Origin of the sequence: Rhizobium sp. K102 (genome assembly GCF_022385315.1) — a bacterium.
Taxonomy (GTDB): Bacteria; Pseudomonadota; Alphaproteobacteria; order Rhizobiales; family Rhizobiaceae; genus Rhizobium; species Rhizobium croatiense.
The window spans coordinates 3,620,171-3,644,803 of record NZ_CP092436.1; the positions used below are offsets into that span (position 1 = coordinate 3,620,171).

Consider the following 24,633-nt stretch of genomic DNA (forward strand, 5'->3'; position numbering starts at 1 on the left):
TTCCCGTTCCGCTCAACCCGTTTTAAGCCTCTCTATGCCGCCCAAAACTGCTGCGCACTTTTGCGCCGACATGCAGTAGACTGATCTTGCGGCTTGCATGTCCTGGGGAGGAGCAGATGCAGAACGGCTATCATCAGGCCTATGCGGCCTGGAAACGCGATCCCGAAGCCTTCTGGCGCGAAGCCGCCGCCGAGATCGACTGGTTCAAGCCGCCGGAGCGGGTGTTTTCGCCTGATGACGTATTTACGGCCGCTGGTTCCCGGGAGCGGAAACCAATACCTGTCACAATTGCCTGGACCGGCATGTCGCGGCCGGACGCGGCGGCGAGACGGCCATCATCTTCGACAGCGCCATGACCGGCGAGAAGCGCCGGTTCTCATATGACGAGGTGCTCGGCGAGGTGAAGGCCATCGCCGCGACGCTGCTGGCGCTCGGCATCGGCCGAGGCGATCGCGTCATCCTCTATATGCCGATGCTGCCGCAGGCAGTGTTTTCCATGCTTGCCTGCGCGCGGATCGGTGCGGTCCATTCCGTCGTTTTCGGCGGGTTTGCCGCCAGCGAGCTTGCGGCGCGCATCGACGACAGCGGCGCCAGGCTGGTGATTACCGCAAGCTGCGGGCTCGAGCCCGGTCGCGTCGTCGCCTATAAGCCGCTGGTCGATCAGGCGATCGAGATTGCGCGGGTAAAGCCGGAGCGCTGTCTGGTGCTGCAGCGGCCGCAGCTTCAGGCAGAACTCATCGGCGGCCGCGATGAGGATTTCGAGGCAGCGGTGGCGCGCCATCGCGGCGCCGAGGTGGCTTGTGTTTCGGTCAAGGCGACCGATCCGCTCTACATTCTCTACACCTCCGGTACGACCGGCCAGCCGAAGGGCGTGGTGCGCGACAATGGCGGCCACATGGTCGCGCTCAACTGGTCGATGCGGAATATCTACGGCGTGACGCCGGGCGAGGTCTTCTGGACGGCCTCCGATATCGGCTGGGTCGTCGGCCATTCCTATATCGTCTACGCACCGCTGATATCGGGCGTGACGACCTTGATCTTTGAGGGAAAGCCGGTCGGCACGCCCGATGCCGGCGCATTTTGGCGCGTCGTTGCAGAGCACGACGTGCGCGTGCTCTTCACGGCGCCGACCGCCTTTCGCGCCATCCGGCGCGAGGATGGGGACGGCGAACTGATCGCGAACCACAAGATGCCGAACTTGCGGGCACTGTTTCTTGCCGGCGAGAGGGCGGATCCGGAGACCCTGAAATGGGCCGAACGCATGCTTGCCATCCCCGTCATCGATCACTGGTGGCAGACCGAGACCGGCTGGCCGATCGTCGCAAATCCGCTCGGCCTTGGCGCCGTGCCCGTCAAGCACGGTTCGCCGGCACTGCCGATGCCGGGCTATGAGGTGACGGTGCTCGACGATGCCGGCCATCCGATCGAGGCGGGGACGCTCGGCAATATCGTCATCAAGCTGCCGCTGCCGCCCGGCTGCCTGCCGACCCTCTGGCATGCGGATGATCGTTTCCGATCGGCCTATCTCGACGAGTTTCCCGGTTACTACAAGACTGCCGACGCCGGCTATGTCGACGAAGACAGCTACCTCTTCATCATGTCGCGGACCGACGACATCATCAATTGCGCCGGTCATCGGCTCTCGACAGGTGCGATGGAGGAGGTTTGCGCGCGTCACCCCGATGTCGCCGAATGCGCGGTTATCGGCGTGATCGATACGCTGAAGGGTCAGGCTCCCTGCGGCTTCTTGGTGCTGAAGCGGCATGTGCAGCGCGAATCGGCGGCGATCGAATCAGAGGTGGTGGCGATGATTCGCGATCAGATCGGGCCTGTCGCCGCCTTCAAGACGGCGATCACCGTCAACCGATTGCCGAAGACGCGGTCGGGCAAGATCCTGCGCGGCACCATGCAGAAAATTGCCGACGGCATACCCTGGAAAATGCCCGCTACCATCGATGATCCGGCGATTCTGGAGGAGATCGCGGAGGCGCTGCGCAAGCGCGGTTTCGGCTCTCTGCCGATGTAAAAATTAAGCATTCGATAAGCCTAATTGAGGAATTGTTAACCATGTTGCGCAAGGATTTGTTAACGGCAATGGCTTGCATAGCAGGCTTTGCATGACGCGGTCGCCGTTACCGGCCTGCTGCATAATTCCCTAAATCGGAATGGATTTAAGGATAAAATCATGCAGCAGTTGAAGTGCTACAGCGTCCTTTGTGCGTCTGAAAAGACGCGCGGCGCTGTAGTCCGGAATGCCCCTTTCTCCGATTGTGGAGCGGATCATGACGAGCATCCTCACCAACAACGCTGCCATGGCAGCGCTGCAGACTTTGCGCGGCGTAAACGATAGCCTCAAGGACACCCAGGGGCGCGTTTCCTCCGGTTATCGTGTCGAGAAGGCCGCCGACAATGCCGCATACTGGTCGATCGCCACGACCATGCGTTCCGACAACCTGGCGCTTTCGGCCGTCTCCGACGCTCTCGGCCTCGGTGCGGCGAAGGTCGATACCGCCTATGCGGCCATGGACAGCGCGCTTGACGTCGTTAGCGAAATCAAGGCGAAGATCGTTGCCGCCACTGAAAAGGGCGTCGACAAGACAAAGATCCAGCAGGAACTCGACCAGCTGCAGGAGCAGCTGCTCAGCATTGCCCAGTCCGCATCCTTCTCCGGCGAAAACTGGGTGGCCGGCGCTTCCGGAACGAAGAGCGTCGTCTCGTCCTTCGTCCGTGACGGCAGCAATGCCGTTTCAGTGAAGATGACCGATTATGTGCTCGATTCAGGCTCGCTCGGCAATGTGCTCTTCGGCATGACCAGCACGGGTGCGATCGAGACGAGCAGCGGTATCATCGGCACCGCCTTCAACGGCACCTATGGCGGCACTGTCATCGTCATGCCGTCGATCTATGATCTCGACATTACCGGTTTCACCCAAGGCCAGCTCGACGCAGCCTTGACCGGGATCGAACTGGTTCTCGGCGCCATGACCGCTGCCGGCTCCGCTCTCGGCTCGATCTCGACGCGCATCCAGCTGCAGGAGAATTTCGTCAGCGGTCTTCACGATTCCATCAACTCGGGCATCGGTCGCCTGGTCGATGCCGATATGGAAGAGGAATCGAGCAGGCTCTCGGCGCTGCAGACGCAGCAGCAGCTTGGCATCCAGTCGCTTTCGATCGCCAATAGCTCGGCACAGAACATCCTCACCCTGTTCCGCAGTTGATGCGGGGACAGGCGATCCTCAATAAAAAACCCCGCCGGGCGGTTCGCTCGGCGGGGTTTTCTTGATGAGATTGCGGATATCTCAGTACTGATCGTCTTCGTCCTCGTCCTTCGGAGCCGAGCGCAGCGAGCTCAGCTTGCGGAAGACGGCGTCGGCGTCGATTTCCTTTTCCTCTTCGCGCTCGTAGCTCGGCGTGAGGCGTTCGGTTTCCTGAGCCGATTGCAGCGTCGCGCCAAGCTCGGCGGCGGTCGGCAGCGGCCGGCCCTTGGAGGCCTTTTCCACTTCCATGTCGAGATCGATCTGGCTGCAGAGGCCGAGCGTCACCGGATCCATCGGCGCCAGGTTGGCGGAGTTCCAGTGGGTGCGCTCGCGGATCTGCTCGATCGTCGATTTCGTCGTGCCGACGAGGCGGGAAATCTGCGCGTCCTTCAGCTCCGGATGGTTGCGAACGAGCCAGAGAATGGCGTTCGGGCGGTCCTGACGCTTGGAAACCGGGGTATAACGCGGGCCACGGCGCTTGGATTCCGGCACGCGCACCTTCGGTTCGGAGAGCTTGAGCTTGTGGTTCGGATTGGCTTCGGCGCGGGCAATCTCGTCGCGGGAAAGCTGACCGGTCGAGATCGGATCGAGGCCCTTGATGCCCTGCGCCGCTTCGCCATCGGCAATCGCCTTGACCTCGAGCGGATGCAGTTTGCAGAACTGCGCAATCTGATCGAAAGACAGCGCCGTGTTGTCGACAAGCCAGATGGCGGTCGCCTTCGGCATGAGCAGTGTTTGAGCCATGGATATAGTCCTTCTATCGTCCGCGCCGGTCGCGGTCCGTGGATTGTCACCACAATGTCCGGGAAATATGCCGCTATATAACCGGACTGTCGCAGAATTGCAATTCTTCCGAAATCAAATGACCTTTGTCTAATTGCCGTGGCGATGCGACCTGCTATGAATTGCCCTGATTTGAAGTTCGGGCTCGTAGATCGCTTGGCCCGTCGCATGTCCCATGAGGAGGAGTTCCATGTCGGAGAAGATCCATCCGGTGCCGAAGCCGGTGAAGGCGCGTGCCCTGATCGATAAGGAGAAGTACCTGAAATGGTACGAGGAGAGCGTCGAGAACCCGGACAAGTTCTGGGGCAAACACGGCAAGCGGATCGACTGGTTCAAGCCCTATACCAAGGTCAAGAACACCTCCTTTACCGGCAAGGTCTCGATCAAGTGGTTCGAGGACGGCCAGACCAACGTTTCCTACAATTGCATCGACCGCCATCTGAAGACGAATGGCGACCAGGTGGCGATCATCTGGGAAGGCGACAATCCCTATATCGACAAGAAGATCACCTATAACGAGCTCTACGAGCACGTCTGCCGGATGGCGAACGTCCTAAAGAAGCACGGCGTCAAGAAGGGCGATCGCGTCACCATCTATATGCCGATGATCCCGGAAGCGGCTTATGCGATGCTCGCCTGCGCCCGCATCGGTGCGGTGCATTCGGTCGTCTTCGGCGGTTTCTCGCCCGAGGCGCTGGCCGGGCGCATCGTCGACTGCGAATCCACCTTCGTCATCACCTGCGACGAAGGTCTGCGCGGCGGCAAGCCGGTGCCGCTGAAGGACAATACCGATACGGCGATCCACATCGCCGCCCGTCAGCACGTCAATGTCAGCAAAGTGCTGGTCGTGCGCCGCACCGGCGGCAAGACTGGCTGGGCGCCGGGCCGCGACCTCTGGTATCACCAGGAAGTCGCCACGGTGAAGGCCGAATGCCCGCCGGTGAAGATGAAGGCGGAAGATCCGCTGTTCATTCTCTATACGTCCGGCTCGACCGGCAAGCCGAAGGGCGTGCTGCACACGACGGGCGGCTATCTCGTCTACGCCTCGATGACGCATGAATATGTCTTCGACTATCATCATGGCGACATCTACTGGTGCACCGCCGATGTCGGCTGGGTCACCGGCCATTCCTATATCGTCTATGGGCCGCTTTCGAACTGCGCGACGACGCTGATGTTCGAAGGCGTGCCGAACTTCCCGGATCAGGGGCGTTTCTGGGAAGTCATCGACAAACACAAGGTCAATATCTTCTACACCGCGCCGACGGCGATCCGCTCGCTGATGGGCGCCGGCGATGAATTCGTCACGCGCTCGTCGCGCTCGTCGCTGCGCCTGCTCGGCACGGTCGGCGAACCGATCAATCCGGAGGCCTGGGAGTGGTACTACAATGTCGTCGGCGACAAACGCTGCCCTGTGATCGATACCTGGTGGCAGACGGAAACTGGCGGCCACATGATCACGCCGCTGCCCGGTGCGACCGACCTGAAACCCGGTTCGGCGACGACGCCGTTCTTCGGCGTCAAGCCTGAGCTGGTCGACAATGAGGGCAAGGTGCTGGAAGGGGCCGCCGATGGCAATCTCTGCATCACCGACAGCTGGCCGGGCCAGATGCGCACCGTCTACGGCGATCACGAGCGCTTCATCCAGACCTATTTCTCGACCTACAAGGGCAAGTACTTCACCGGCGATGGCTGCCGGCGCGACGAGGACGGCTATTACTGGATCACCGGCCGCGTCGACGACGTGCTCAACGTCTCCGGCCACCGGCTCGGCACGGCGGAGGTGGAATCGGCGCTGGTCTCGCACAATCTGGTTTCGGAAGCGGCGGTCGTCGGCTATCCGCATTCGATCAAGGGCCAGGGCATTTATTGCTATGTGACGCTGATGGCCGGCCACGAAGGGACGGACACGCTACGCCAGGATCTGGTCAAACATGTGCGCGCCGAAATCGGGCCGATCGCCGCGCCGGACAAGATCCAGTTTGCGCCCGGCCTGCCGAAGACCCGCTCGGGCAAGATCATGCGCCGCATCCTGCGCAAGATCGCCGAAGACGATTTCGGCGCGCTCGGCGATACGTCGACACTTGCCGATCCGGCCGTGGTCGACGATCTGATCGCCAACCGGCAGAACAAGGCGACCGCCTGACATATCGAGCCGCTCCGACCATCCGAGTCCCGGGGCGGCTCACCTTACATTGCTGGCTGATATTGGACGGCCTGCACAAGGCCCGGATTCGGGCTCGACAGTCCTTGCTTAGAAATCGATCGCCCGGCCATTGATCTCGTAATCGCCGAAACGGGCCGGCTCGGCTCCGCCGCGGCCGCCGATCTCCGGCGGCAGGTCCAGCGGCTTTTGGTGCTTTCGCCGCTCCTCGGCCTCGGCAAGCGCACGCTGGGCCGCCGGGGACAGCATTTTGCGCGGCGGCTCCGATCCTTCGGCCGTCGGCGATTGGCTATTGTCGTTATCGGCGTCCTGCATGGCTTCTCCTGCCGGAAAACATTGAAAATGGCTGGTGAATAACCAAATCATAATGCGCCGGCGCCGGGATTAAAAGCTTGCGGCGCCGAAATCGGAGTTGGAGATTCGCAATGAACCTCGTTCGCACTGCCATGTTGCTTGCCTTCATGACGGCGCTCTTCATGTTTGTCGGCTTCCTGATCGGCGGTCGGGCCGGCATGATGATCGCATTCCTCATTGCCGCCGGCATGAACTTCTTCTCCTACTGGAATTCTGATCGCATGGTGCTTTCGGCCTATCGCGCCCAGCAGGTCGACGAGCGCAATGCGCCGGAATTTTTCGCGATCATCCGTGATCTCGCCCACAATGCCGGCCTGCCGATGCCGAAGGTCTATCTCTACGACAGCCCGCAGCCGAATGCCTTCGCCACCGGCCGCAATCCCGAAAATGCCGCCGTCGCCGCCTCGACGGGCCTGCTCCAGGCACTGTCTCCTGAGGAAGTCGCCGGCGTGATGGCGCATGAGCTTGCCCATATTCAGAACCGCGACACGCTGACGATGACGATCACGGCAACGCTTGCCGGGGCGATCTCGATGCTTGGCAATTTTGCCTTCTTCTTCGGCGGCAATCGCGACAACAACAACAATCCGCTCGGTTTCGTCGGCGTCCTCGTGGCGATGATCGTGGCGCCGCTCGCCGCCATGCTGGTTCAGATGGCGATCAGCCGCACGCGCGAATATTCGGCCGACCGCCGCGGCGCCGAAATCTGCGGCAATCCGCTCTGGCTCGCGTCGGCGCTCGGCAAGATCGCCCGCGGTGCCGCCCATGTGCCGAACGAGGATGCCGAGCGCAATCCGGCCACGGCGCACATGTTCATCATCAATCCGCTGTCCGGCGAGCGTATGGACAATCTGTTTTCTACGCATCCAGACACGGAAAACCGCATCGCCGCGCTGCAGGAGATGGCGCAAAGCGGCATGAATGTCTCGACGGGACCGGTTCGTGCTGTTAATCCGACGCGCAAATCGCGCTCTGTTCCGAATACGGGTCGCGGTGGTTCGCAACCGCCAAGAGGTCCGTGGTCTTGAATTCAGACGGCACGAGAAAGCCATTCCGTAAACAGAAACCCTCCACCGACCGACCGGCCGGCCGATCGGCGCCGGCGGCCAAGCCCGGCCTGCAGGCCCGGGCCGCGGCGGCAAAAATTCTCGCCGCCGTCGTCGACCGCAAGCTGCCGCTCGACGGCGCTCTCGATCACGAACATGGCAATCCTGCCTATAAGGCGCTCGGCGAAAGCGACCGGGCGCTTGTGCGCGCCATTCTGAACACGACGCTGCGCCATCTGCCGCGCATCGATGCGGCAATCGCCTCGCTGCTGGAATCGCCGCTGCCGGAGGGCGCGCGGGCGCTGCATCACGTTCTGGCAATCGGCGCGGCACAGATTCTCTATCTCGACGTGCCCGATCATTCGGCCGTCGATCTTGCCGTGGAACAGGCCAATCAGGATCCACGCAATCGCCGTTTCGCCAAGCTGGTCAACGCCGTTCTGCGTCGGCTCGGCCGCGAAAAGGACGAGGTGTTGGCGGAGATCGGCAAGGTCGCGCCGATGCCGTCCTGGTTCCTTGCACGGCTGGAAAAGGCCTATGGCCGCGACGCGGCGCTGGCGATCTCGCAATCGCAGCTCGAGCCGGCGGCGATCGATCTGACCGTCAAATCCGACGCCGAAGGCTGGGCAAAGAGGTTGAACGGCGTTGCGCTGCCGACGGGCGGCGTGCGGCTCGCTGCCTTCGACGGCGGCATTCCGTCGCTCGAGGGTTTCGATGAGGGCGCCTGGTGGGTTCAGGATGCGGCGGCAAGCATTCCGGCCAGGCTTTTCGGCGATCTCTCGGGAAAACGTGCCGCCGATCTTTGTGCCGCGCCGGGCGGCAAGACGGCGCAGCTCATCCTTGCCGGCGGCACGGTCACCGCACTCGATCAGTCGGAAAGCCGGCTAAGACGGCTGCGCTCGAATCTCGATCGGCTTGGCCTGACGGCGGAAACGGTCGCGGCAGATCTGACGACATTCAAGCCGCCAGAAGGCTTCGATGCGATCCTGCTCGACGCCCCCTGCTCTTCCACCGGCACGACGCGCCGGCACCCCGATGTGCTGTGGACCAAGGGGCCGGAGGATATCGCCAGGCTGGCGGCGTTGCAGGAGCGGCTGCTGCGTCATGCGCTGACCTTGCTGACGCCCGGCGGCATGCTGGTGTTTTCAAATTGCTCGCTCGATCCCGCCGAGGGCGAGGAGGTTGTCGCCCGTGTTCTTTCCGATACGGGCGCGATCGAGCGCGTTCCGATCAGCGCGGGCGACTGGCCCGGCCTTGAGGCAGCGATCACGCCGCTCGGCGAATTCCGCACGCTTCCGACCATGCTGAAAATGCCTGAGGGCATCGCCTCCGGCCTCGACGGCTTTTACGCGGCCGTGCTGCGGCGAGCGGGCTGACCAACCTCAAAGGTCGGAGCAAAGCATGCGGGGATTTGAAATCCTCGCATCATCGCCACGGTGCGTTGTGAACCGTCGAATGATCTCAACTGAAATGCAGTAATTTGCGTATATTCGAACTTTGTCACGAATTAATTCATTGTGGGCGATGAAATCGGCCGCTTTTCACCTATTCTTAACCACGAGGGTCAATAGACAATAGCATATGCAGTCCGGTCGGCGTTTTGCGAGCATGTATGTTCGGGAAGCTTGGCGGCGCGCCTTGCGCCGCGTCGCGCTGCTGCGCCTGAAGCTCTTTCGCCATTCGATCAAAGTACCCGAACGCCTGATCGTCGCGCCGACCGATCTGCGCGGCATCGATCCGCATGTGGCCGACGAAATTCTCAACGGACGGTTTCTCCTGGCCGGGCGGATGTTGGAGACGAACGGGAAATCGCCCTTTACCTTCACCCTGCCCTCGCGCCCCTTCGCGACCCGCCTTCACAGCTTCGGCTGGCTGCGGCACATGCGGGCGCACAAGACTGAACGCAGCTCGGCCGCCGCCCGCGCCATCGTCGACAGCTGGCTTTCCGTTCATGCCGGCCGCATGGAAGGAATTGCCTGGGAGACCGACGTCACTGCCCAGCGCGTCATCGCCTGGCTGTCGCATTCGCCGGTCGTGCTGCAGAATGCCGACCGCGGCTTCTATCGCCGCTTCATGAAGTCGCTGGCGTTTCAGGTCAGGTTCCTGCATCGCATGGCGCCCTATACGCTCGGCGGTCTGGAGCTGTTTCGCCTGCGCATTGCGCTCGCCATGGCCTCCGTTGCCATGCCGACCCGCGCCTCCACGCTCAAAAGGGCGGCCCAGGCGCTCGACCGCGAATTCGATAGCCAGATTCTGCCGGATGGCGGCCATGTCTCGCGCAATCCGCGCGCCGGGCTGGAACTGCTGCTCGATCTGCTGCCGCTGCGCCAGACCTATGTCAATCTCGGCCATGATCTGCCGCAGAAGCTGATCTCCGGCATCGACCGCATGTATCCGGCCTTGCGGTTCTTTCGCCATCAGGACGGGGATCTGGCGCTTTTCAACGGCGCGACGTCGACGCTCGCCAATGAACTCATGTCGGTGCTCAGATATGACGAGACCGCCGGTCAGCCGTTCAAGGCTTTGCCGCAGTCGCGCTATCAACGGCTTGCCGGGGGCAGGACAATCATCATTGCCGATACCGGCACGCCGCCTTCGGGAGGCGCGTTGCGCACTGCGCATGCCGGCACCCTCTCCTTCGAGATGTCGTCGGGCCGCCATCGCTTCATCGTCAATTCCGGCTCGCCGAAATTTGCCGGGCACCGCTATGTCCAGATGGCGCGCACCACCGCGGCGCATTCGACCGTCATCCTCAACGACACGTCGTCCAGTCGTTTCTCACTCTCGCCTTTCCTCAACCATGCGATTACCGAACCGGTCAGGATCGTCACCGTCGAGCGTGCCGAAACGGAGGACGGACGCGACGGCATCAAGCTCAGCCATGACGGTTATGTGCGAGCCTTCGGTGTGCTGCACGAGCGTGAAATCACGCTCAATGCGGCGGGCACGATCGTGACCGGCCGCGACCGGCTTGTCGTCCATGAAGGATATGAGATTGACGAGCCGGTGAAGGCTGTCGCCCGTTTTCACGTCCATCCTTCGATCGTCCTGCAGCAGAGTGACGGGGAGTCGGTGCTGCTGACGGCGCCGGACGGCGAAAGCTGGCTGTTTTCCGGCCCCGGCAATGAAGTGCTGATTTCGGAGGACATTTTCTTTGCCGACAGCTCCGGCATTTGCGGCTCGGACCAGATCGAGATCGACTTCGATCTTGCCGAGAAGACGGAAATCCGCTGGTTTTTATCCCGCAAGGGATAGCGCCTGTTTGCGCGGCGGCGAAGCTGTGCTAACGCGGCGCAAGCAGAACCGAAACCGAACGGAGAAAGTTCATGGCCGTCATTTCCAAGAAGATCCCCGCCCCGGACAAGGTCGAAATCAAGACCGCGCTCCTCTCCGTCTTCGACAAGACGGGGATCGTCGAGCTCGCTCAGGCCTTGTCTGAAAGAGGCGTGCGCCTGCTCTCGACCGGCGGCACCTACAAGGCGATTGCCGGGGCCGGTCTCGCTGTCACCGATGTTTCCGACATCACCGGTTTTCCCGAGATCATGGATGGACGCGTCAAGACGCTGCACCCGACAGTGCATGGCGGCCTGCTGGCGATCCGTGACGACAGCGAGCACCAGGAAGCGATGAAGAAGCACGGCATCGAGGCCATCGATCTCGCCGTCATCAACCTCTATCCTTTCGAAGAGGTGCGGGCGGCCGGCGGCGACTATCCGACGACCGTCGAGAACATCGATATCGGCGGTCCGGCGATGATCCGGGCATCGGCCAAGAACCACGCCTATGTCACCATTCTGACCGATCCCAACGATTATGCCGAGTTCAAGGAGCAGCTTTCGGCCGATGCCGGCAAGACGGCCTACGCCTTCCGCCAGCGCATGGCGGCCAAAGCCTATGCCCGCACCGCCGCCTATGACGCTGCGATTTCCAACTGGTTTGCCGAGGCGCTGTCGATCGACACGCCGCGCCACCGCGTCATCGGCGGCGTGCTGAAGGAAGAGATGCGCTACGGCGAAAACCCGCACCAGAAGGCGGCCTTCTATGTGACCGGCGAGAAGCGTCCGGGTGTTTCGACGGCTGTCCTTCTCCAGGGCAAACAGCTCTCCTATAACAACATCAACGATACCGACGCCGCCTACGAGCTCGTCGCCGAGTTTCTGCCGGAAAAGGCGCCGGCCTGCGCCATCATCAAACATGCCAATCCCTGCGGCGTCGCCACCGGAGCGAGCCTGGTCGAAGCCTATCAGCGGGCGCTTGCCTGCGATTCCGTTTCCGCCTTCGGCGGCATCATCGCGCTCAACCAGATATTGGACGCCGAAACGGCCGAAGAGATCGTCAAGCTCTTCACCGAGGTGATCATCGCTCCCGATGTCACCGAAGAGGCAAAGGCGATCGTCGCCCGCAAACCGAACCTCAGGCTGCTGTCGGCCGGCGGCCTGCCCGATCCGCGCGTTGCAGGGCTGACGGCGAAGACCGTCTCCGGCGGCCTGCTGGTGCAGAGCCGCGACAACGGCATGGTCGAGGATCTGGAGCTCAAGGTCGTCACCAAGCGTGCGCCGACGGCGCAGGAGCTCGAGGACATGAAGTTCGCCTTCAAGGTCGGCAAACATGTCAAATCGAATGCCGTGGTCTACGCCAAGGACGGCCAGACGGCCGGTATCGGCGCCGGCCAGATGAGCCGGGTCGATTCGGCCCGCATCGCTGCGCTGAAGGCCGAAGAGGCGGCCAAGGCGCTCGGCCTTGCGGTTCCGATGACAAAGGGTTCGGCGGTTGCCTCCGAAGCCTTCCTGCCGTTTGCCGACGGTCTCCTGTCGATGATTGCCGCAGGCGCGACGGCGGTGATCCAGCCGGGCGGCTCGATGCGCGATCAGGAGGTCATCGATGCCGCCAACGAACACGGCGTCGCGATGGTCTTCACCGGCATGCGTCACTTCCGCCACTAGAACAGGATGATTTTAGGCCGGGTCGGCCTAAAATCTGAATCCTGTTCTAAATTAAAGAGTTAGAGCATGATGTCGCCCGAAAACCGCTCACACTTTTCGGCATCATGCTCTGAAGCCGGAAATGACCGGGCATTCCTATGCCCGGTCGGCGGGATAGGGCGTGCGGATCAAGAGCAGCAGGCCGCCGGCAAGAAACAGGATCAACGTCGCCATTCCTAGCCGCGGTGATCCGCTGATATAGGTCATCAGCGAGAAGAGCAGCGTCGCCATGAAGCTCGTGGCGCGCCCTGAAAGCGCGTAGATGCCGAAGTAGCGGCCGGCTTCCTCCAGGCTGACGCTGCGGGCGAGATAAGAGCGCGACGAGGCCTGCACCGGCCCGAAGGCGAACCCGATCAAGAGGCCATAGAGGATATAGGCCTTTTCCGCCGCGGTGCCGAAGAGGCCGCCGGAATCGGCCGACGGCAGCGCCATCAGGCCAAACAGCGTATAGCCCGGCCCGGTCGAGATAATGCCGATGGTGGCGAGAAGCAGCATGGTGAGGCTGATGACGACGGTTACCTTCGAACCGACGCCCTTGTCGATTCGGCCGGCGATCAGGCAGCCGAAAATGGCGACGACGTTGAGGATGATGCCGTAGAGGCCGATCTCGATCGTCGCCCAGCCGAACATGCCGGCGGCGAAAACGCCGCCGAGGATCAGCAGGCCGTTGACGCCGTCCTGATAGATCATGCGGGCAATCAGGAATTTCAGGATGCCGCGCCGCTCTTTGAGTTCGCCGAGCGTGTTTCTCAACTCCCGCAGGCCGGCGCGAATGGCAGTGCCGAAGGGCAGGCCTCTGCCGACATCGGGCGTGAAGAAGAACATCGGCAGGATGAAGATCAGGTACCAGATGGCCGAGATCGGCCCGGTGATGCGCGCATCCTGGCCGGTCTTGGGATCAAGGCCGAAAAGCGGGTCGAGGCCGAGAACGGTCTTGCCGCTTTCCGGACTTGCCGCCAGAAGCGTGACGACGGCAATCAGCACGATCATGCCGCCGAGATAACCAAGCCCCCAGGCGGTGTTGGAAAGCTTGCCGACCTCGTGCTTGGCGACCAGGCGCGGCATCATCGAATCGTTGAAGACGATCGAAAACTCGGCTGAAATCGAGGCGAGGATCATGAAGATCACGGGATAGAGGACAGGCGAACCCGGGGCGGCGAACCACAGGCCGAACAGGCTCGCGATCTTGATGATCGCGAAGAAGCCGATCCAGGGTTTGCGTGCGCCCGACTGGTCGGCGATTGAGCCGAGAACCGGCGAGAGCAGGGCGATGATCACCGAGGAGATCGTCGCCATGTTGCTCCATGTCGTCTGAGCCGACACCGGGTCATCGGTCAGGCGCGAAACGAAATAAGGCCCGAAGATGAAGGTGGTGACGACGGTGAAGAAGGGCTGCGCCGCCCAATCGAAGAACATCCATCCCCAGATGCCCTTCTCCGTGGCTTTCGGCGGCTGCGTCCCTGTCCAGTCTATGCGATTCAACATCCGCTCCTGTTTTGGCGGACTGTCTCACCTCGCCCGGTCGCGCGCAAGATCGGTCAGGATACCTGCAGCAACGGTAATACGCGCGAGATTGGGGTCGCCGCTGTCGCTGAGGCTCGAAAGCTCCTCGACGATGCGGTTGATGCGGACGCGATCCTGGGCATGCCAGGCCTGGACGGGCAGCTTCTCCTTGCCGTGGTCGGAAAGGGCCGAGATGACGATGTCGCGCCGGGCGCTGGCGATCTGGTCGATGCTGCGGGCAAGGGCCAGGTTTTCGTAGTGGTCGGAGGTGAGGATGCGTCCACCCGCCGCCAGCAGCCGTGCGATCCGGAAGGTCTGCGACACCGCGAAATAGTTCTCGGCGGCGCGCACCAGGGGTTCGCCGGTTCGTTCGGCGATCTGCATGATCTCCGGCACCAGCGCGAAGCTCTGGAGATTGGCGATCTCGGCTGCGAGTTTCTCCGGCACGCCGGCTTGAACATAGTCCGCCTGGCGCGCGGCGGCATCGACGGCGGACTGTTCGGCGAAGGCAGGCTTTAGCTTTTTGAGAGCTGCCTGCAGCCGACTAATCACTTCCGCCATATCGATCTTGCCCATGCCGGTCTTCAGAAGCAGGCGCGCCAGCACGGTGAAGCTGTGGCTGATCTCCTCGTAGATACGGTTCTGCACCTCGCCGGAAACCTTGCCGTCGAGCGCATCCGTCTCGGCCCAGAGCCGGGTGAGGTCGAAACCGTCGCGGGCAACGATTGCAGCGCGCACCACTTCCGGCGCCGAAGCCGCCGTCGCGTCCATCATGGCGACGGTGAAGCTCGGCCCGCCGCGATTGATCGCTTCGTTGGCCAGCACGGTCGCGACGATTTCACGCCGCAGGCGGTGGCTGGCGATGTCGCCGGCGTTCGACTTCTGCATTTTGACGGGGAAATAATTCGACAGCGTCGCGGCAAAATAGGGGTCGTCGGGCAGATCGCTGGCGGCGAGCGCATCGAAGAGCACGATCTTGGCATAGGAGACAAGCACGCCGATTTCCGGCCGCGTCAGCGGCTTGCCGGCCGTATAACGTTCGGCGAGGGTCTGGTCGTCGGGCAAGGTCTCGACCTTGCGGTTCAGCTGACCGGCCCCCTCGAGCACGCTCATGAAACGGCCGAGCTCCAGGCCGTTGGCCGTGCCCTTGCGCTCGGTCAGCGAGATCGCCAGCGATTGCAGGTAGTTGTTGCGCAGCACCAGGGCCGCCACTTCGCCGGTCATCGACGAAAGCAGCTGGTCGCGTTTTGCCCGCGTCAGCCGCCCGTCATGCATGGCGGCCGCCAGCGCAATCTTGATGTTGACCTCGACGTCCGAGGTGTTGACGCCGGCCGAGTTGTCGATGGCGTCGGAATTGCAGCGCCCGCCGTTAAGACCGTAGGCGATACGGCCCTTCTGGGTGACGCCGAGGTTTGCGCCCTCGCCGATCACCTTGGCGCGCACCTCCGCCGCCGTGATGCGGATCGGGTCGTTGGCACGGTCGCCGACTTCGGTATCGGTTTCGGACGGTGCTTTGACATAGGTGCCGATGCCGCCGAACCAGAGCAGGTCGACCGGGCTCTTCAGGATCGCCGTCATGATCTCGAACGGCGTGGCCACGGCTTTGTCGATGCCGATCGCAGCGACCGCTTCCGGCGTCAGCGTCACCGATTTCGCCGCGCGGGAAATGATCATCGCTCCCTTCGAGAGCACGTTTCTGTCGAAATCCTGCCAGCTCGAGCGCGGCAGGTCGAAGAGCCGCTGGCGTTCTGCCAGCGTCTTTTCCATGTCGGGATCGGGATCGATGATGATGTCGCGGTGGTCGAAGGCGGCGACGAGCCGGATCTTCGGCGAGAGCAGCATGCCGTTGCCGAAGACGTCGCCCGACATGTCGCCGACGCCGGCGACGGTGAAGGGGGTCGTCTGGATGTCGATGTCCATTTCGCGGAAATGGCGTTTGACGGTTTCCCAGGCGCCGCGGGCGGTGATGCCCATCTTCTTGTGGTCGTAACCGGCCGAGCCGCCGGAGGCGAAGGCATCGTCCAGCCAGAAGCCGGCTTCCTGCGCCAGCGCATTGGCGGTGTCGGAAAAGGTTGCCGTGCCCTTGTCGGCGGCGACGACGAAATAGGGGTCGTCGCCGTCGAGCCTCACCGTATCCTTCGGCGGCACGATCTCGGCACCGGAGATATTGTCGGTGATCGAAAGCAGCGTGCGGATATAGGTTTTGTAGGCCTCGCGGCCGGCATTGAAGATCTCGTCGCGGCTGCCGCCGGCGGGAAGCTTTTTCGGATAGAAGCCGCCCTTGGCGCCGACCGGCACGATGACGGCGTTCTTGACCTGCTGCGCCTTGACGAGACCGAGCACCTCGGTGCGGTAATCCTCGGCGCGGTCCGACCAGCGCAGGCCGCCGCGCGCCACCTTGCCGAAGCGCAGATGCACACCTTCGACCTCGACGCCGTAGACGAACATCTCGCGGAAGGGTTTCGGCTGCGGCAGCCCGTCGACCAAGTGCGGATCGAGCTTGAAGGCGAGCATCGATTTCGGCGAACCATCAGGATTTTTCTGGAAATAATTGGTGCGCAGCGTCGCATCGACGATGTTGACGTAGCGGCGCAGGATGCGGTCGTCGTCGAGGCTCGGCACCTCGGCAAGCTCGGCCTCGATCGCCTGGTGCAGCTCGGCGAGCTTCTTCACCCGGGCCTTCTCCGGCAGCTTGGGATCGAGCGTGTCGTGGAACAGCCGGAAAATGGCGGCAGCGACATCAGGATATTTGTCGAGCGTCGTTGCGATATAGTCCTGCGAATAGGCGATGCCGGCCTGGCGGAGGTAGCGGGCATAGGCGCGCAGCACATTCGTCTCGCGGGCCGAGAGCCCCGCCGAAAGGATCAGCCGGTTGAAGCTGTCATTGTCGATCGTGCCGGCGAAGGCTGCGACGAAGGCTTCCTCGAGGGCGGCGCCATAACGCTGCAGGTCGATGTCGCGGCCGTTGCGGGTCTCGAGCTCCATGTCGTGCAGCACGACGAGTTGGGTTTGGCCGTCGGCGACCGGCACCCCGATATCGAAGGTGCGTTCGCTGACGACATTGAAGCCGAGGTTCTCGAGAAGCGGCACGCGCCGTGACAGCGCCAGCTGGCCGCCGGCGTGGAAGATCTTCAGCGAAAGGATGCGGCCCTGTTCTTCCTGGCGATCATAGAACTGGATGCGGAGCGGCTCGCCGGCGGCGCAGGCGCCGATATCGGCGAGGTCCGCCACGGTTTCCTCAGGGGTGAAGGAATCCTGAAAGGCCTGGTCGACCGAAATTTTCGGCGCCTTCGGCCCGGCCAGCACTTCGAAGCGGTCGTCCCAGCGGGCGGTGATTTCGCGGATCGTCTGCTCGAGCTTGGCTTGCGGAATGCGTGGCGTCTTGCCGCCGGAGCGGCCGATGATGAAATGCACGCGCGCCACGCCGCCTTCGGGGAAAGCCGGGTAATAGGCGGAGACACGCCCGTCATAGACCGTCTTCATTAGGTGCCGATCCGCTCGCGGACGATGGAATCGTATTCCTCGCGCGGGACATAGACGATCACCGAGACAAAGCGGTCGAAGTGGTCGATGCGCGGCAGGACGCGCACGCGCGGCCGGTCGGCCAGGTCGTTGATCTGCTCGGCAAAGCTTGCAAGCAATGTTGTGTCGATCTGGAAAAGATCGTCGCGCGGATAGGATTCCAGCGTGTTGTCAAGCATGCGGCCGGAATGGCTCATCGGGTCGAAGCCGAAATGCTCCTTCACCTTTTCGATCTTGGAACGTAGCAGCGGGATTTCCGAGGCGAGCGAGGTATAGGCGGTTGAGGTGAAGAGGCCGACGATGCGCAGTTCGCCGGTAACATTGCCCTCGGCGTCGAAACGTTTGACACCGACATAATCCATATAAGCGCGGCGATGGACGATCGATTTCACGTTCGCCTTGGTGACGATCAGGAAGTCGGGGCCGTCGAGGAAGGCGAGGATCTCGGGTGTCGTGGTGACGGCATCCTTGCCGGTACGCAGCACGAGAACATCGGGATTGGAGAGGATGCCGAGGCCCGTCCCCTTGTCGCGCTCGACCTTGGCATCCGAACCCTTGCCGGAATAAAGATATTCGCGCATGCCGAGGAAGGTGAAATTCTCGTCGCGCAGCCAGGTGAGGAATGCCACCGCCTCGGCGTGTTCGGCCTTCCTGCGGCCGGCGCCATTGGCCGAAAGCTCGGCGATCACCCCGTCGAGCTTGGAAAGCATCGGCTCCCAGTCCGAGACGGACAGACGGACATGTTCGAGCACAGTCTGGATGCGATTGACGAGATCGGCAGCCTGGCTGGAATTCAACGGGGCGATATGAAGCTGGATGTGGCTGACGCGCGTCGCGGGATCACTCGGCTGGTCGGCCGAATAGAGCGTAGGCGCCTTGCCCTTCTCCATGATGAGGATGGGATGTATGGCCATGAAGAGATCGCGGTGGGTGCTCGTCACTTCACCCATCACCGATTCATAGAGGAAAGGCATATTCCGGTCGGTGACCGAAAGCACCGAGACGGCAATACCCTCAGGCGCCACACCGCCGATGGTGTCGATACTGACGCGCGGGGTCTTGCTGTTCCAGGCGGCAAGTTCTTTCGCCGAATGCACGGCAGAAAGCGCCAGCATTTCAGGCGTGTAGCGTTCGAGATCGTCATTGCTTGCCCGGCCGAAGAGAATTTCCGGATCGAGATGGGCCTCGCCCCTCTCCTTGGCGATCTTTCGCGCCCCTTCAATCTGTTTTTCTCGTTTCGGATTGTTTCTGGCAGCCATGGATCGCCTCCCGCAATGGACTGATTTTCTGCAAGCTAGCAGAAGATTCTTCGAAAAAATCTCTAAAATGGGGGCCAGCGGGATGGTTTTGATGCTTTTTTGACGTCGGAAATGGGAAATTGTCGGAGATTTTTCCGATTTCGTAGCCAAAACAAACGTGGACGGCCCTCTTTTTGTTTCTTCTTCCGCCGCACATTTCCATGCTCACGTGAAGAATGGTTGACAGCGCGGCGTCAAAAAGATCATCAAACGCCATCATCATTCGGACCTTGGTATCATGTCGGAAAATGCAGCGGGCGCAGTCATCGTCATTTCCAGCCATGTCGTGCGCGGCTCGGTCGGCAACCGGGCGGCGGTGTTTGCGCTGGAGACGCTCGGCCATCCGGTCTGGGCGCTGCCGACCGTCGTTTTGCCCTGGCATCCCGGCCATGGCCGTTCGACGCGGCTGACATTTGCGGAAGCCGATTTCGACGCGGCGATCGACGATCTGATCCGTGCGCCCTGGATCGGCGAAGTCCGGGCGGTGCTTTCGGGCTATTTCGGCAATGCCGCCCAGGCGCGCTCCGTCGCCCGGCTGATCGCTGCGCTCCGGCAAAACAATCCCGAACTGCTGTATGTCTGCGATCCCGTCATGGGCGACCTCGGCGGCCTCTACGTGCCGGAAGCCACGGCCGAGGCCATTCGTGACCATCTCATCCCGCTCGCTTCGCTGGCGACGCCGAACCGCTACGAGCTTGCCTGGCTGTCGGGAGCAGCACTTGACGACAACAGCGCGATCATGGAGGCGGCGCTAGCGCTCGGGCCATCGCGCATGCTCGTCACCTCGGCGGTGCCGATGATGGCGGGTGGTACCGGCAATCTCTACCTTTCCGGCCGTCACGCGCTTCTTGCCGAGCACCGCGTCGTCGAGAACCCGCCGAATGGTCTCGGCGATCTGCTCGCCGCGGTTTTCCTGTCGCGGCTGCTGTCCGGCCTCGATGATGAAAAGGCGTTGCAGCTTGCCACCGCCAGCGTGTTCGAGGTGCTCGCGCGTGCGGTCAAGCGCGGCAGCAACGAGTTGATGCTGGCAAGCGACGCGTCCAGCCTTTCGACGCCGATGGCCATGGTACAGATGCGGCGGCTCGTCCACCCGGCGCAGTGGCGGAAAAAATGACGCATCTGTCAGTTTGCTCATTTTGCGGTGCAGCAGTTGATCTTGTCTTCCGCGCGCGCTAATCCAGAAGCATGCAGCGTTTTCCAAACACCCTTCTGGACGGTTATCGCAACTTTATGAACGGGCGTTACGCCGATGCCCGCGACCGATATCGGCAACTGGCCGAAAACGGTCAAAGTCCCAGCACGCTGGTGATTGCCTGTTCGGATTCACGGGCGGCTCCCGAGCTGATCTTCGATGCCGGCCCGGGCGAACTTTTCGTTATCCGCAACGTCGCCAATATGGTGCCGCCCTACGAGCCGGACGGCCATTTCCATTCGACATCGGCCGCGCTCGAATTTGCGGTGCAGGCGCTTAAGGTCTCGGATATCGTGGTGATGGGCCACGGCCGCTGCGGCGGCATCCGCGCGGCGCTCGATCCGAATGCCGAGCCGCTGTCGCCGGGCGATTTCATCGGTCGCTGGATGTCGCTGGTCAAACCGGCAGCCGAGCAGATCCAGAGCAACGACGTGATGACGGCCGCCGAGCGGCAGACGGCGCTGGAGCGTGTCTCGATCCGCAATTCGATCGACAATCTCAGAAGCTTTCCCGACATCAAGGCGCTCGAGGAAGCGGGAAAAATGCATCTCCACGGCGCCTGGTTCGACATATCGACGGGTGAACTCTGGGTCATGGACGCCGAAACGCGTGATTTCATTCGCCCCGAGATCTAGGGATCAACGGGTTTATCAGTTTTTTAAGGATTGTTGTTAAGCTCCCTGAATTGGTCGCGCACGACCGACGTCTTGATCACCGTGGCGATTGGCGATGAAGTTCGAAACCATCAAAAAGGTTATTCTGGCGGCCATCATGCTGCCCTTCGTCTTCATGCTCATCGAAGGCGTCGTCGTCATCCGGAGTTCGCTGACGCAATACAGGAACCTCGAAAAAGACCGGCAGTTCGCCGACGTGCTTGCCCGCGGCGGGTCCATCGCCGCCACGGAGATCCTGAGTGAAATCGGCGCCACGCGCCGCTATCTCGCCCATCCCAGCAGCAGGACCGCGATCGAAATGCAGCGCAGCCGGGCGACGCTCGACGACGAACGCCTGGCTTTTCACGCCAGCCTGCCTTCCCGCGATGCGCTCGACGAAGGGCTCGTGGACGAATTGTCGGCTCTCGGCCTCGCCTATAGCCGCATCGTCGCTGCCCGAAGCGCCGTCGACCAGGGTCGTTATGCCGGCAGCGATCCCGGTTCCATCTACTGGTACGCGGCTCTCAAGCAGCTTGCCGTCGTCGATGCGCTCTCCCCGCTGATCAACGATCCGGTGCTGCTCGAGAAATCGAATCAGCTGATGGGCATCATGCTGACCTACTACGGCGAAAGGCTGATCACCGGGATCGGCATGCGTTACCTCGACCGCGGCCCTTCCGCCAGATTTCCGGTGGAGCTGTTCGTGCAGGGAAAAGTGATGATCGGCGAAGGTATGGATCACATGGTCTTCCATTCCTCGACGTCGATCGAGCGCGATATCGTCGGCTATCTCGGTCGCAGCAGCCAGGTGAAGGCGAATGCCATCACCGATGCGATCCTCGCCGGATCGCGGCCGACGCGCGCAATACGTGACGTCTGGGCCACGGCGCAGAACGAACGCATGAGTTTCCTGCAGCAGAAGATGATCGAAGCCGCCCGCGATATTCACGACACCGGCGAGAACTTTTCGACGCGTTCGCACCTGCATTTGACGCGGATCCTGGCGCTGTGCGCTGGTCTGCTGATCCTCGCCACCTTGGTGATGGTGCTGGCGGCAAGGGGGCTGCGCCTGATCGACCGGCTGACGCAGGATCGCGAGGCGCTGGTGGGGGAGCTGCGCAACGCCGCCCAGACCGACCTCTTGACCGGCCTGTACAACCGGCGCGGCTTCGAGGTCGCCGCATCGGCGCTTCTCACCCAGGCCGAACACGGATCGCGCTGGATATCCGTCGTGCTGTTCGATCTCGATCATTTCAAGAAGATCAACGATGTCAACGGTCATGATGCCGGCGACGCCGTGCTTCGCCATGTCGCGGGCATCGCGCGCGAGAATTTCCGCTCCTTCGATCTGCTGGTGCGTCACGGCGGCGAGGAGTTCCTGGCGCTTCTGCCCGATTCGACGCCGGACGACGCTGCCATCGTCGCCGAGCGGGTGCGGCTGGCGATCGAGATGGCGGAAATCCCTTTACCGAGCGGCGAGCTGCTCAAGGTGACGGCGAGTTTCGGATGCGCCGGCCGGGCAAACGACGGCGCAAGCCGGAACTTCGAGGATCTTGTCAAACGCGCAGATCTGGCGCTTTACGCCGCCAAGGCCTCCGGCCGCAACTGCGTCGTTTCGGGGCCGGTCGTACCGGCTCCGCCGCAGGAGGAGCGCCGCAAGACGGCCTCCGGCGGTGGTTTCGATTCCCGCCTATGAAAAACGCCGCATCTTGCAGCGGCGTTTCGGGGGATCGTTGTCTATGCAGGCCTATCTGCCGCCGTCGATCTGCTGACCGATATAGGCAATCGCCTGCTGATAGACGCTGGCGGCGTTCCAGCCCTGGATGGCAGCAAAATTCGGCTCTCCCGGCTGATAGCCGGCGCCGGCCCGCCAGCCGTGGCCCTTGAGAAAATTGGCGGTCGAGGCCAGCGCATCGGCACGGGAACCGACCATGTCGACACGGCCGTCGCCGTCGCCGTCGGCGCCGAAACGCACGACGTTCCTCGGCAGGAACTGCGTCTGGCCGATTTCACCATGGGCCGCACCCTTGGCCTGCGGGCTCAGATAGCCCTCCGAGACGAGCTGGAGCGCGGCATAGAGCTGGTCGGTAAAATATTCCGAACGACGGCAGTCATAGGCAAGGGTCGAAACAGCCGACAGCGTATGCTGGTTGCCCATATAGCTGCCAAAACCGGTCTCCATGCCCCAGATGGCGATCAGCGGGCCGGCGGGAACGCCGAAGCGACGCTCGAGCGAGGCAAAAAGCGCCTGGTTGGCCGCCTTCATCGAACGGCCGCGGGAGATGATGGCAGCACCACCGCGCTTCTGCATGAAGGCGTCGAAGGAGAGTTTGAAGCTTTTCTGGCCGCGGTCGGCGGCGATCGTCGGCTTGTTGTAGTTGACGTTGGCGAAGGCGCGGCTGAGCACCGACTGGCTGACGCCGTTCGCGGCTGCCGTCTGTTTGAAATCGGCGACCCAGGCGTCGAAGCCGGCGCTGGTATTGCCACATTCTGGTCCTTGCGCGAACGCCGGTCCTGCATGGAGAAGGCCCATTGCCGCAGCGGCCGCCAGAAACAACTTTGTCATGCGCATTGAGAAACCCCACTCTCGATCTGCATAGCTTTCAGGCGGGCAAGAGGATGCCAGCCACTCGCGATTTTGTCACGACCACCTTTTGGCGATCGCTTATACAGTTGTATTTGCCCGGAAAAGCCCCGCTCAGCGAGCAGGGCTTTAACATCTTATGGTTTACAAATGGTATCAGGCTGCCTGCTTGCGTGGCTTGACCAGGCCGCGATTGACGAGCAGCTCGGCGATCTGGATGGCGTTCAGCGCTGCGCCCTTGCGCAGGTTGTCGGAAACCACCCACATATTGAGGCCGTTTTCGACCGTCGCGTCCTCGCGGATGCGCGAAATGTAGGTCGCATCTTCGCCGGCGGATTCATAGGGTGTGATGTAGCCGCCGTTCTCGCGCTTGTCGATGACGAGGCAGCCCGGGGCGTCGCGCAGGATGTCGCGGGCCTGGTCGGCGGTGATCTCGTTTTCGAACTCGATGTTGACCGATTCCGAATGACCGATGAAGACGGGCACGCGCACCGCCGTGCAGGTCACCTTGATCTTCGGGTCGAGCATCTTCTTCGTCTCGGCCAGCACCTTCCACTCTTCCTTGGTATAGCCGTCTTCCATGAAGCTATCGATGTGCGGGATGACGTTGAAGGCGATGCGCTTGGTGAACTTCTTGTTCTCGATCGGATCGGCGACGAAGACGGCCCGTGTCTGGTTGAAGAGCTCGTCCATGCCGTCCTTGCCGGCGCCGGAGACGGACTGGTAGGTCGAGACGACGACGCGCTTGATCTTGGCGAAGTCGTGCAGCGGCTTCAGCGCCACCACCAGCTGGGCGGTCGAGCAATTCGGGTTGGCGATGATGTTGCGCTTGGTGAACTGGCTGATGGCATCCGGGTTCACTTCCGGCACGATCAGCGGCACGTCGGCGTCGTAGCGCCAGGCCGAGGAATTGTCGATAACAACGCAGCCCTGCTGGCCGATCTTCGGCGAGAACTTCTTGGAAACCTCGCCGCCGGCCGACATCAGGCAGATGTCGGTGTCGGAGAAATCGTAGTTCTCCAGATTGGAGACCTTCAATGTCCGGTCACCATAGGACACCTCGGTGCCCTGCGAACGCGCCGAGGCGAGCGCCACGACCTCATCGGCGGGGAAGCCTCGTTCGGAGAGGATGTTGAGCATCTCCCGGCCGACATTTCCGGTCGCTCCTGCAATTGCTACTTTGAAACCCATTTCTCAAGCTCTCTTTCTCTTCTCTCCTCTGGTCCGGTGAGGGGAAAGGCGCGACGGATCGCGTCTTCCTGTCCCCAGCCGAGCCGGGGAGAGAGCGGCAGGCC

Annotated in this window: 15 protein-coding genes and 2 pseudogenes; 10 read left to right on the plus strand and 7 right to left on the minus strand. The window is 62.2% G+C overall.

Features of this window, described 5'->3' with window-relative positions; all coding sequences use genetic code 11:
• Positions 1-116 precede the first annotated feature (116 nt).
• Positions 117-2,026 (plus strand): annotated as a pseudogene (locus MHI61_RS23870) (propionyl-CoA synthetase).
• Between the two features lie 256 nt (positions 2,027-2,282).
• Positions 2,283-3,218 carry a flagellin gene (locus MHI61_RS23875; RefSeq protein ID WP_239790834.1) on the plus strand — a complete coding sequence of 312 codons (936 nt, stop codon included), beginning with the start codon at positions 2,283-2,285 and terminating at the stop codon, positions 3,216-3,218.
• Between the two features lie 81 nt (positions 3,219-3,299).
• Here the strand turns inward: MHI61_RS23875 and MHI61_RS23880 are convergent, their stop codons facing one another.
• A complete protein-coding gene (locus MHI61_RS23880; RefSeq protein WP_010019544.1) occupies positions 3,300-4,001 on the minus strand; it encodes a DUF1013 domain-containing protein in 702 nt (233 codons plus the stop codon).
• A 229-nt stretch (positions 4,002-4,230) separates the two neighbouring features.
• On the opposite strand from MHI61_RS23880, the gene acs reads away from it, so the two are divergent.
• Entirely contained in the window at positions 4,231-6,186 is a 1,956-nt protein-coding gene (gene acs / locus MHI61_RS23885; protein WP_239790835.1) for an acetate--CoA ligase, read from the plus strand.
• A gap of 108 nt (positions 6,187-6,294) precedes the next feature.
• On the opposite strand, the gene MHI61_RS23890 is transcribed toward acs, so the two are convergent.
• Positions 6,295-6,519 (minus strand): DUF1674 domain-containing protein, encoded by a 225-nt coding sequence (locus tag MHI61_RS23890; protein WP_010027923.1) that lies wholly within the window; start codon positions 6,517-6,519, stop codon positions 6,295-6,297.
• Between the two features lie 110 nt (positions 6,520-6,629).
• Here MHI61_RS23890 and htpX point away from each other — a divergent pair, with 110 nt between their 5' ends.
• The 4 genes from htpX to purH all read left to right on the plus strand — a co-directional run bounded on the left by htpX (position 6,630) and on the right by purH (position 12,547).
• Positions 6,630-7,586, plus strand: a complete 957-nt coding sequence (htpX, locus tag MHI61_RS23895; protein ID WP_239790836.1) for a zinc metalloprotease HtpX — start codon at positions 6,630-6,632, stop codon at positions 7,584-7,586.
• Positions 7,577-8,980, plus strand: a complete 1,404-nt coding sequence (locus MHI61_RS23900; protein WP_239790837.1) for an RsmB/NOP family class I SAM-dependent RNA methyltransferase — start codon at positions 7,577-7,579, stop codon at positions 8,978-8,980. The genes htpX and MHI61_RS23900 overlap by 10 nt, the downstream gene beginning before the upstream one ends.
• A gap of 205 nt (positions 8,981-9,185) precedes the next feature.
• Positions 9,186-10,859 carry a heparinase II/III family protein gene (locus MHI61_RS23905; protein WP_239790838.1) on the plus strand — a complete coding sequence of 558 codons (1,674 nt, stop codon included), beginning with the start codon at positions 9,186-9,188 and terminating at the stop codon, positions 10,857-10,859.
• Between the two features lie 71 nt (positions 10,860-10,930).
• Positions 10,931-12,547 (plus strand): bifunctional phosphoribosylaminoimidazolecarboxamide formyltransferase/IMP cyclohydrolase, encoded by a 1,617-nt coding sequence (purH, locus tag MHI61_RS23910; protein WP_239790839.1) that lies wholly within the window; start codon positions 10,931-10,933, stop codon positions 12,545-12,547.
• 135 nt (positions 12,548-12,682) lie between these two features.
• Here purH and MHI61_RS23915 read toward each other — a convergent pair whose 3' ends face one another.
• From MHI61_RS23915 to MHI61_RS23925, 3 genes and pseudogenes are all read right to left on the minus strand, one after another.
• On the minus strand, positions 12,683-14,071 hold the full coding sequence (locus MHI61_RS23915; protein ID WP_239790840.1) for an MFS transporter: 1,389 nt from the start codon (positions 14,069-14,071) through the stop codon (positions 12,683-12,685).
• Between the two features lie 24 nt (positions 14,072-14,095).
• Positions 14,096-18,870, minus strand: a pseudogene (locus MHI61_RS23920) (NAD-glutamate dehydrogenase).
• Positions 18,830-19,132: a hypothetical protein gene (locus MHI61_RS23925; RefSeq protein WP_239790841.1), complete on the minus strand. Its 303-nt coding sequence runs from the start codon at positions 19,130-19,132 to the stop codon at positions 18,830-18,832. The pseudogene MHI61_RS23920 and the gene MHI61_RS23925 overlap by 41 nt, the downstream one beginning before the upstream one ends.
• Before the next feature lie 15 nt (positions 19,133-19,147).
• On the opposite strand from MHI61_RS23925, the gene pdxY reads away from it, so the two are divergent.
• From pdxY to MHI61_RS23940, 3 genes are all read left to right on the plus strand, one after another.
• Positions 19,148-20,023 carry a pyridoxal kinase PdxY gene (gene pdxY, locus MHI61_RS23930; protein WP_239790842.1) on the plus strand — a complete coding sequence of 292 codons (876 nt, stop codon included), beginning with the start codon at positions 19,148-19,150 and terminating at the stop codon, positions 20,021-20,023.
• Between the two features lie 71 nt (positions 20,024-20,094).
• Complete coding sequence (locus MHI61_RS23935; protein ID WP_010031455.1) at positions 20,095-20,736, plus strand: carbonic anhydrase; 642 nt, start codon at positions 20,095-20,097, stop codon at positions 20,734-20,736.
• A gap of 94 nt (positions 20,737-20,830) precedes the next feature.
• On the plus strand, positions 20,831-22,450 hold the full coding sequence (locus MHI61_RS23940; RefSeq protein ID WP_239790843.1) for a GGDEF domain-containing protein: 1,620 nt from the start codon (positions 20,831-20,833) through the stop codon (positions 22,448-22,450).
• 51 nt (positions 22,451-22,501) lie between these two features.
• On the opposite strand, the gene MHI61_RS23945 is transcribed toward MHI61_RS23940, so the two are convergent.
• Together MHI61_RS23945 and MHI61_RS23950 are read right to left on the minus strand one after the other, a co-directional pair.
• The gene (locus MHI61_RS23945; RefSeq protein WP_239790844.1) at positions 22,502-23,326 is read right to left on the minus strand and encodes a lytic murein transglycosylase; all 825 of its coding nucleotides are present in this window, start codon (positions 23,324-23,326) and stop codon (positions 22,502-22,504) included.
• 168 nt (positions 23,327-23,494) lie between these two features.
• Positions 23,495-24,529 carry an aspartate-semialdehyde dehydrogenase gene (locus MHI61_RS23950; protein WP_064683966.1) on the minus strand — a complete coding sequence of 345 codons (1,035 nt, stop codon included), beginning with the start codon at positions 24,527-24,529 and terminating at the stop codon, positions 23,495-23,497.
• Positions 24,530-24,633 lie beyond the last annotated feature (104 nt).

Coding starts and splice junctions, on each gene's coding strand:
- MHI61_RS23875 (WP_239790834.1), top strand. CDS start 2,283: ATGACGAGCATCCTCACCAACAACGCTGCCATGGCAGCGCTGCAGACT.
- MHI61_RS23880 (WP_010019544.1), bottom strand. CDS start 4,001: ATGGCTCAAACACTGCTCATGCCGAAGGCGACCGCCATCTGGCTTGTC.
- acs (WP_239790835.1), top strand. CDS start 4,231: ATGTCGGAGAAGATCCATCCGGTGCCGAAGCCGGTGAAGGCGCGTGCC.
- MHI61_RS23890 (WP_010027923.1), bottom strand. CDS start 6,519: ATGCAGGACGCCGATAACGACAATAGCCAATCGCCGACGGCCGAAGGA.
- htpX (WP_239790836.1), top strand. CDS start 6,630: ATGAACCTCGTTCGCACTGCCATGTTGCTTGCCTTCATGACGGCGCTC.
- MHI61_RS23905 (WP_239790838.1), top strand. CDS start 9,186: ATGCAGTCCGGTCGGCGTTTTGCGAGCATGTATGTTCGGGAAGCTTGG.
- purH (WP_239790839.1), top strand. CDS start 10,931: ATGGCCGTCATTTCCAAGAAGATCCCCGCCCCGGACAAGGTCGAAATC.
- MHI61_RS23915 (WP_239790840.1), bottom strand. CDS start 14,071: ATGTTGAATCGCATAGACTGGACAGGGACGCAGCCGCCGAAAGCCACG.
- MHI61_RS23925 (WP_239790841.1), bottom strand. CDS start 19,132: ATGATGATGGCGTTTGATGATCTTTTTGACGCCGCGCTGTCAACCATT.
- pdxY (WP_239790842.1), top strand. CDS start 19,148: ATGTCGGAAAATGCAGCGGGCGCAGTCATCGTCATTTCCAGCCATGTC.
- MHI61_RS23935 (WP_010031455.1), top strand. CDS start 20,095: ATGCAGCGTTTTCCAAACACCCTTCTGGACGGTTATCGCAACTTTATG.
- MHI61_RS23940 (WP_239790843.1), top strand. CDS start 20,831: ATGAAGTTCGAAACCATCAAAAAGGTTATTCTGGCGGCCATCATGCTG.
- MHI61_RS23945 (WP_239790844.1), bottom strand. CDS start 23,326: ATGCGCATGACAAAGTTGTTTCTGGCGGCCGCTGCGGCAATGGGCCTT.
- MHI61_RS23950 (WP_064683966.1), bottom strand. CDS start 24,529: ATGGGTTTCAAAGTAGCAATTGCAGGAGCGACCGGAAATGTCGGCCGG.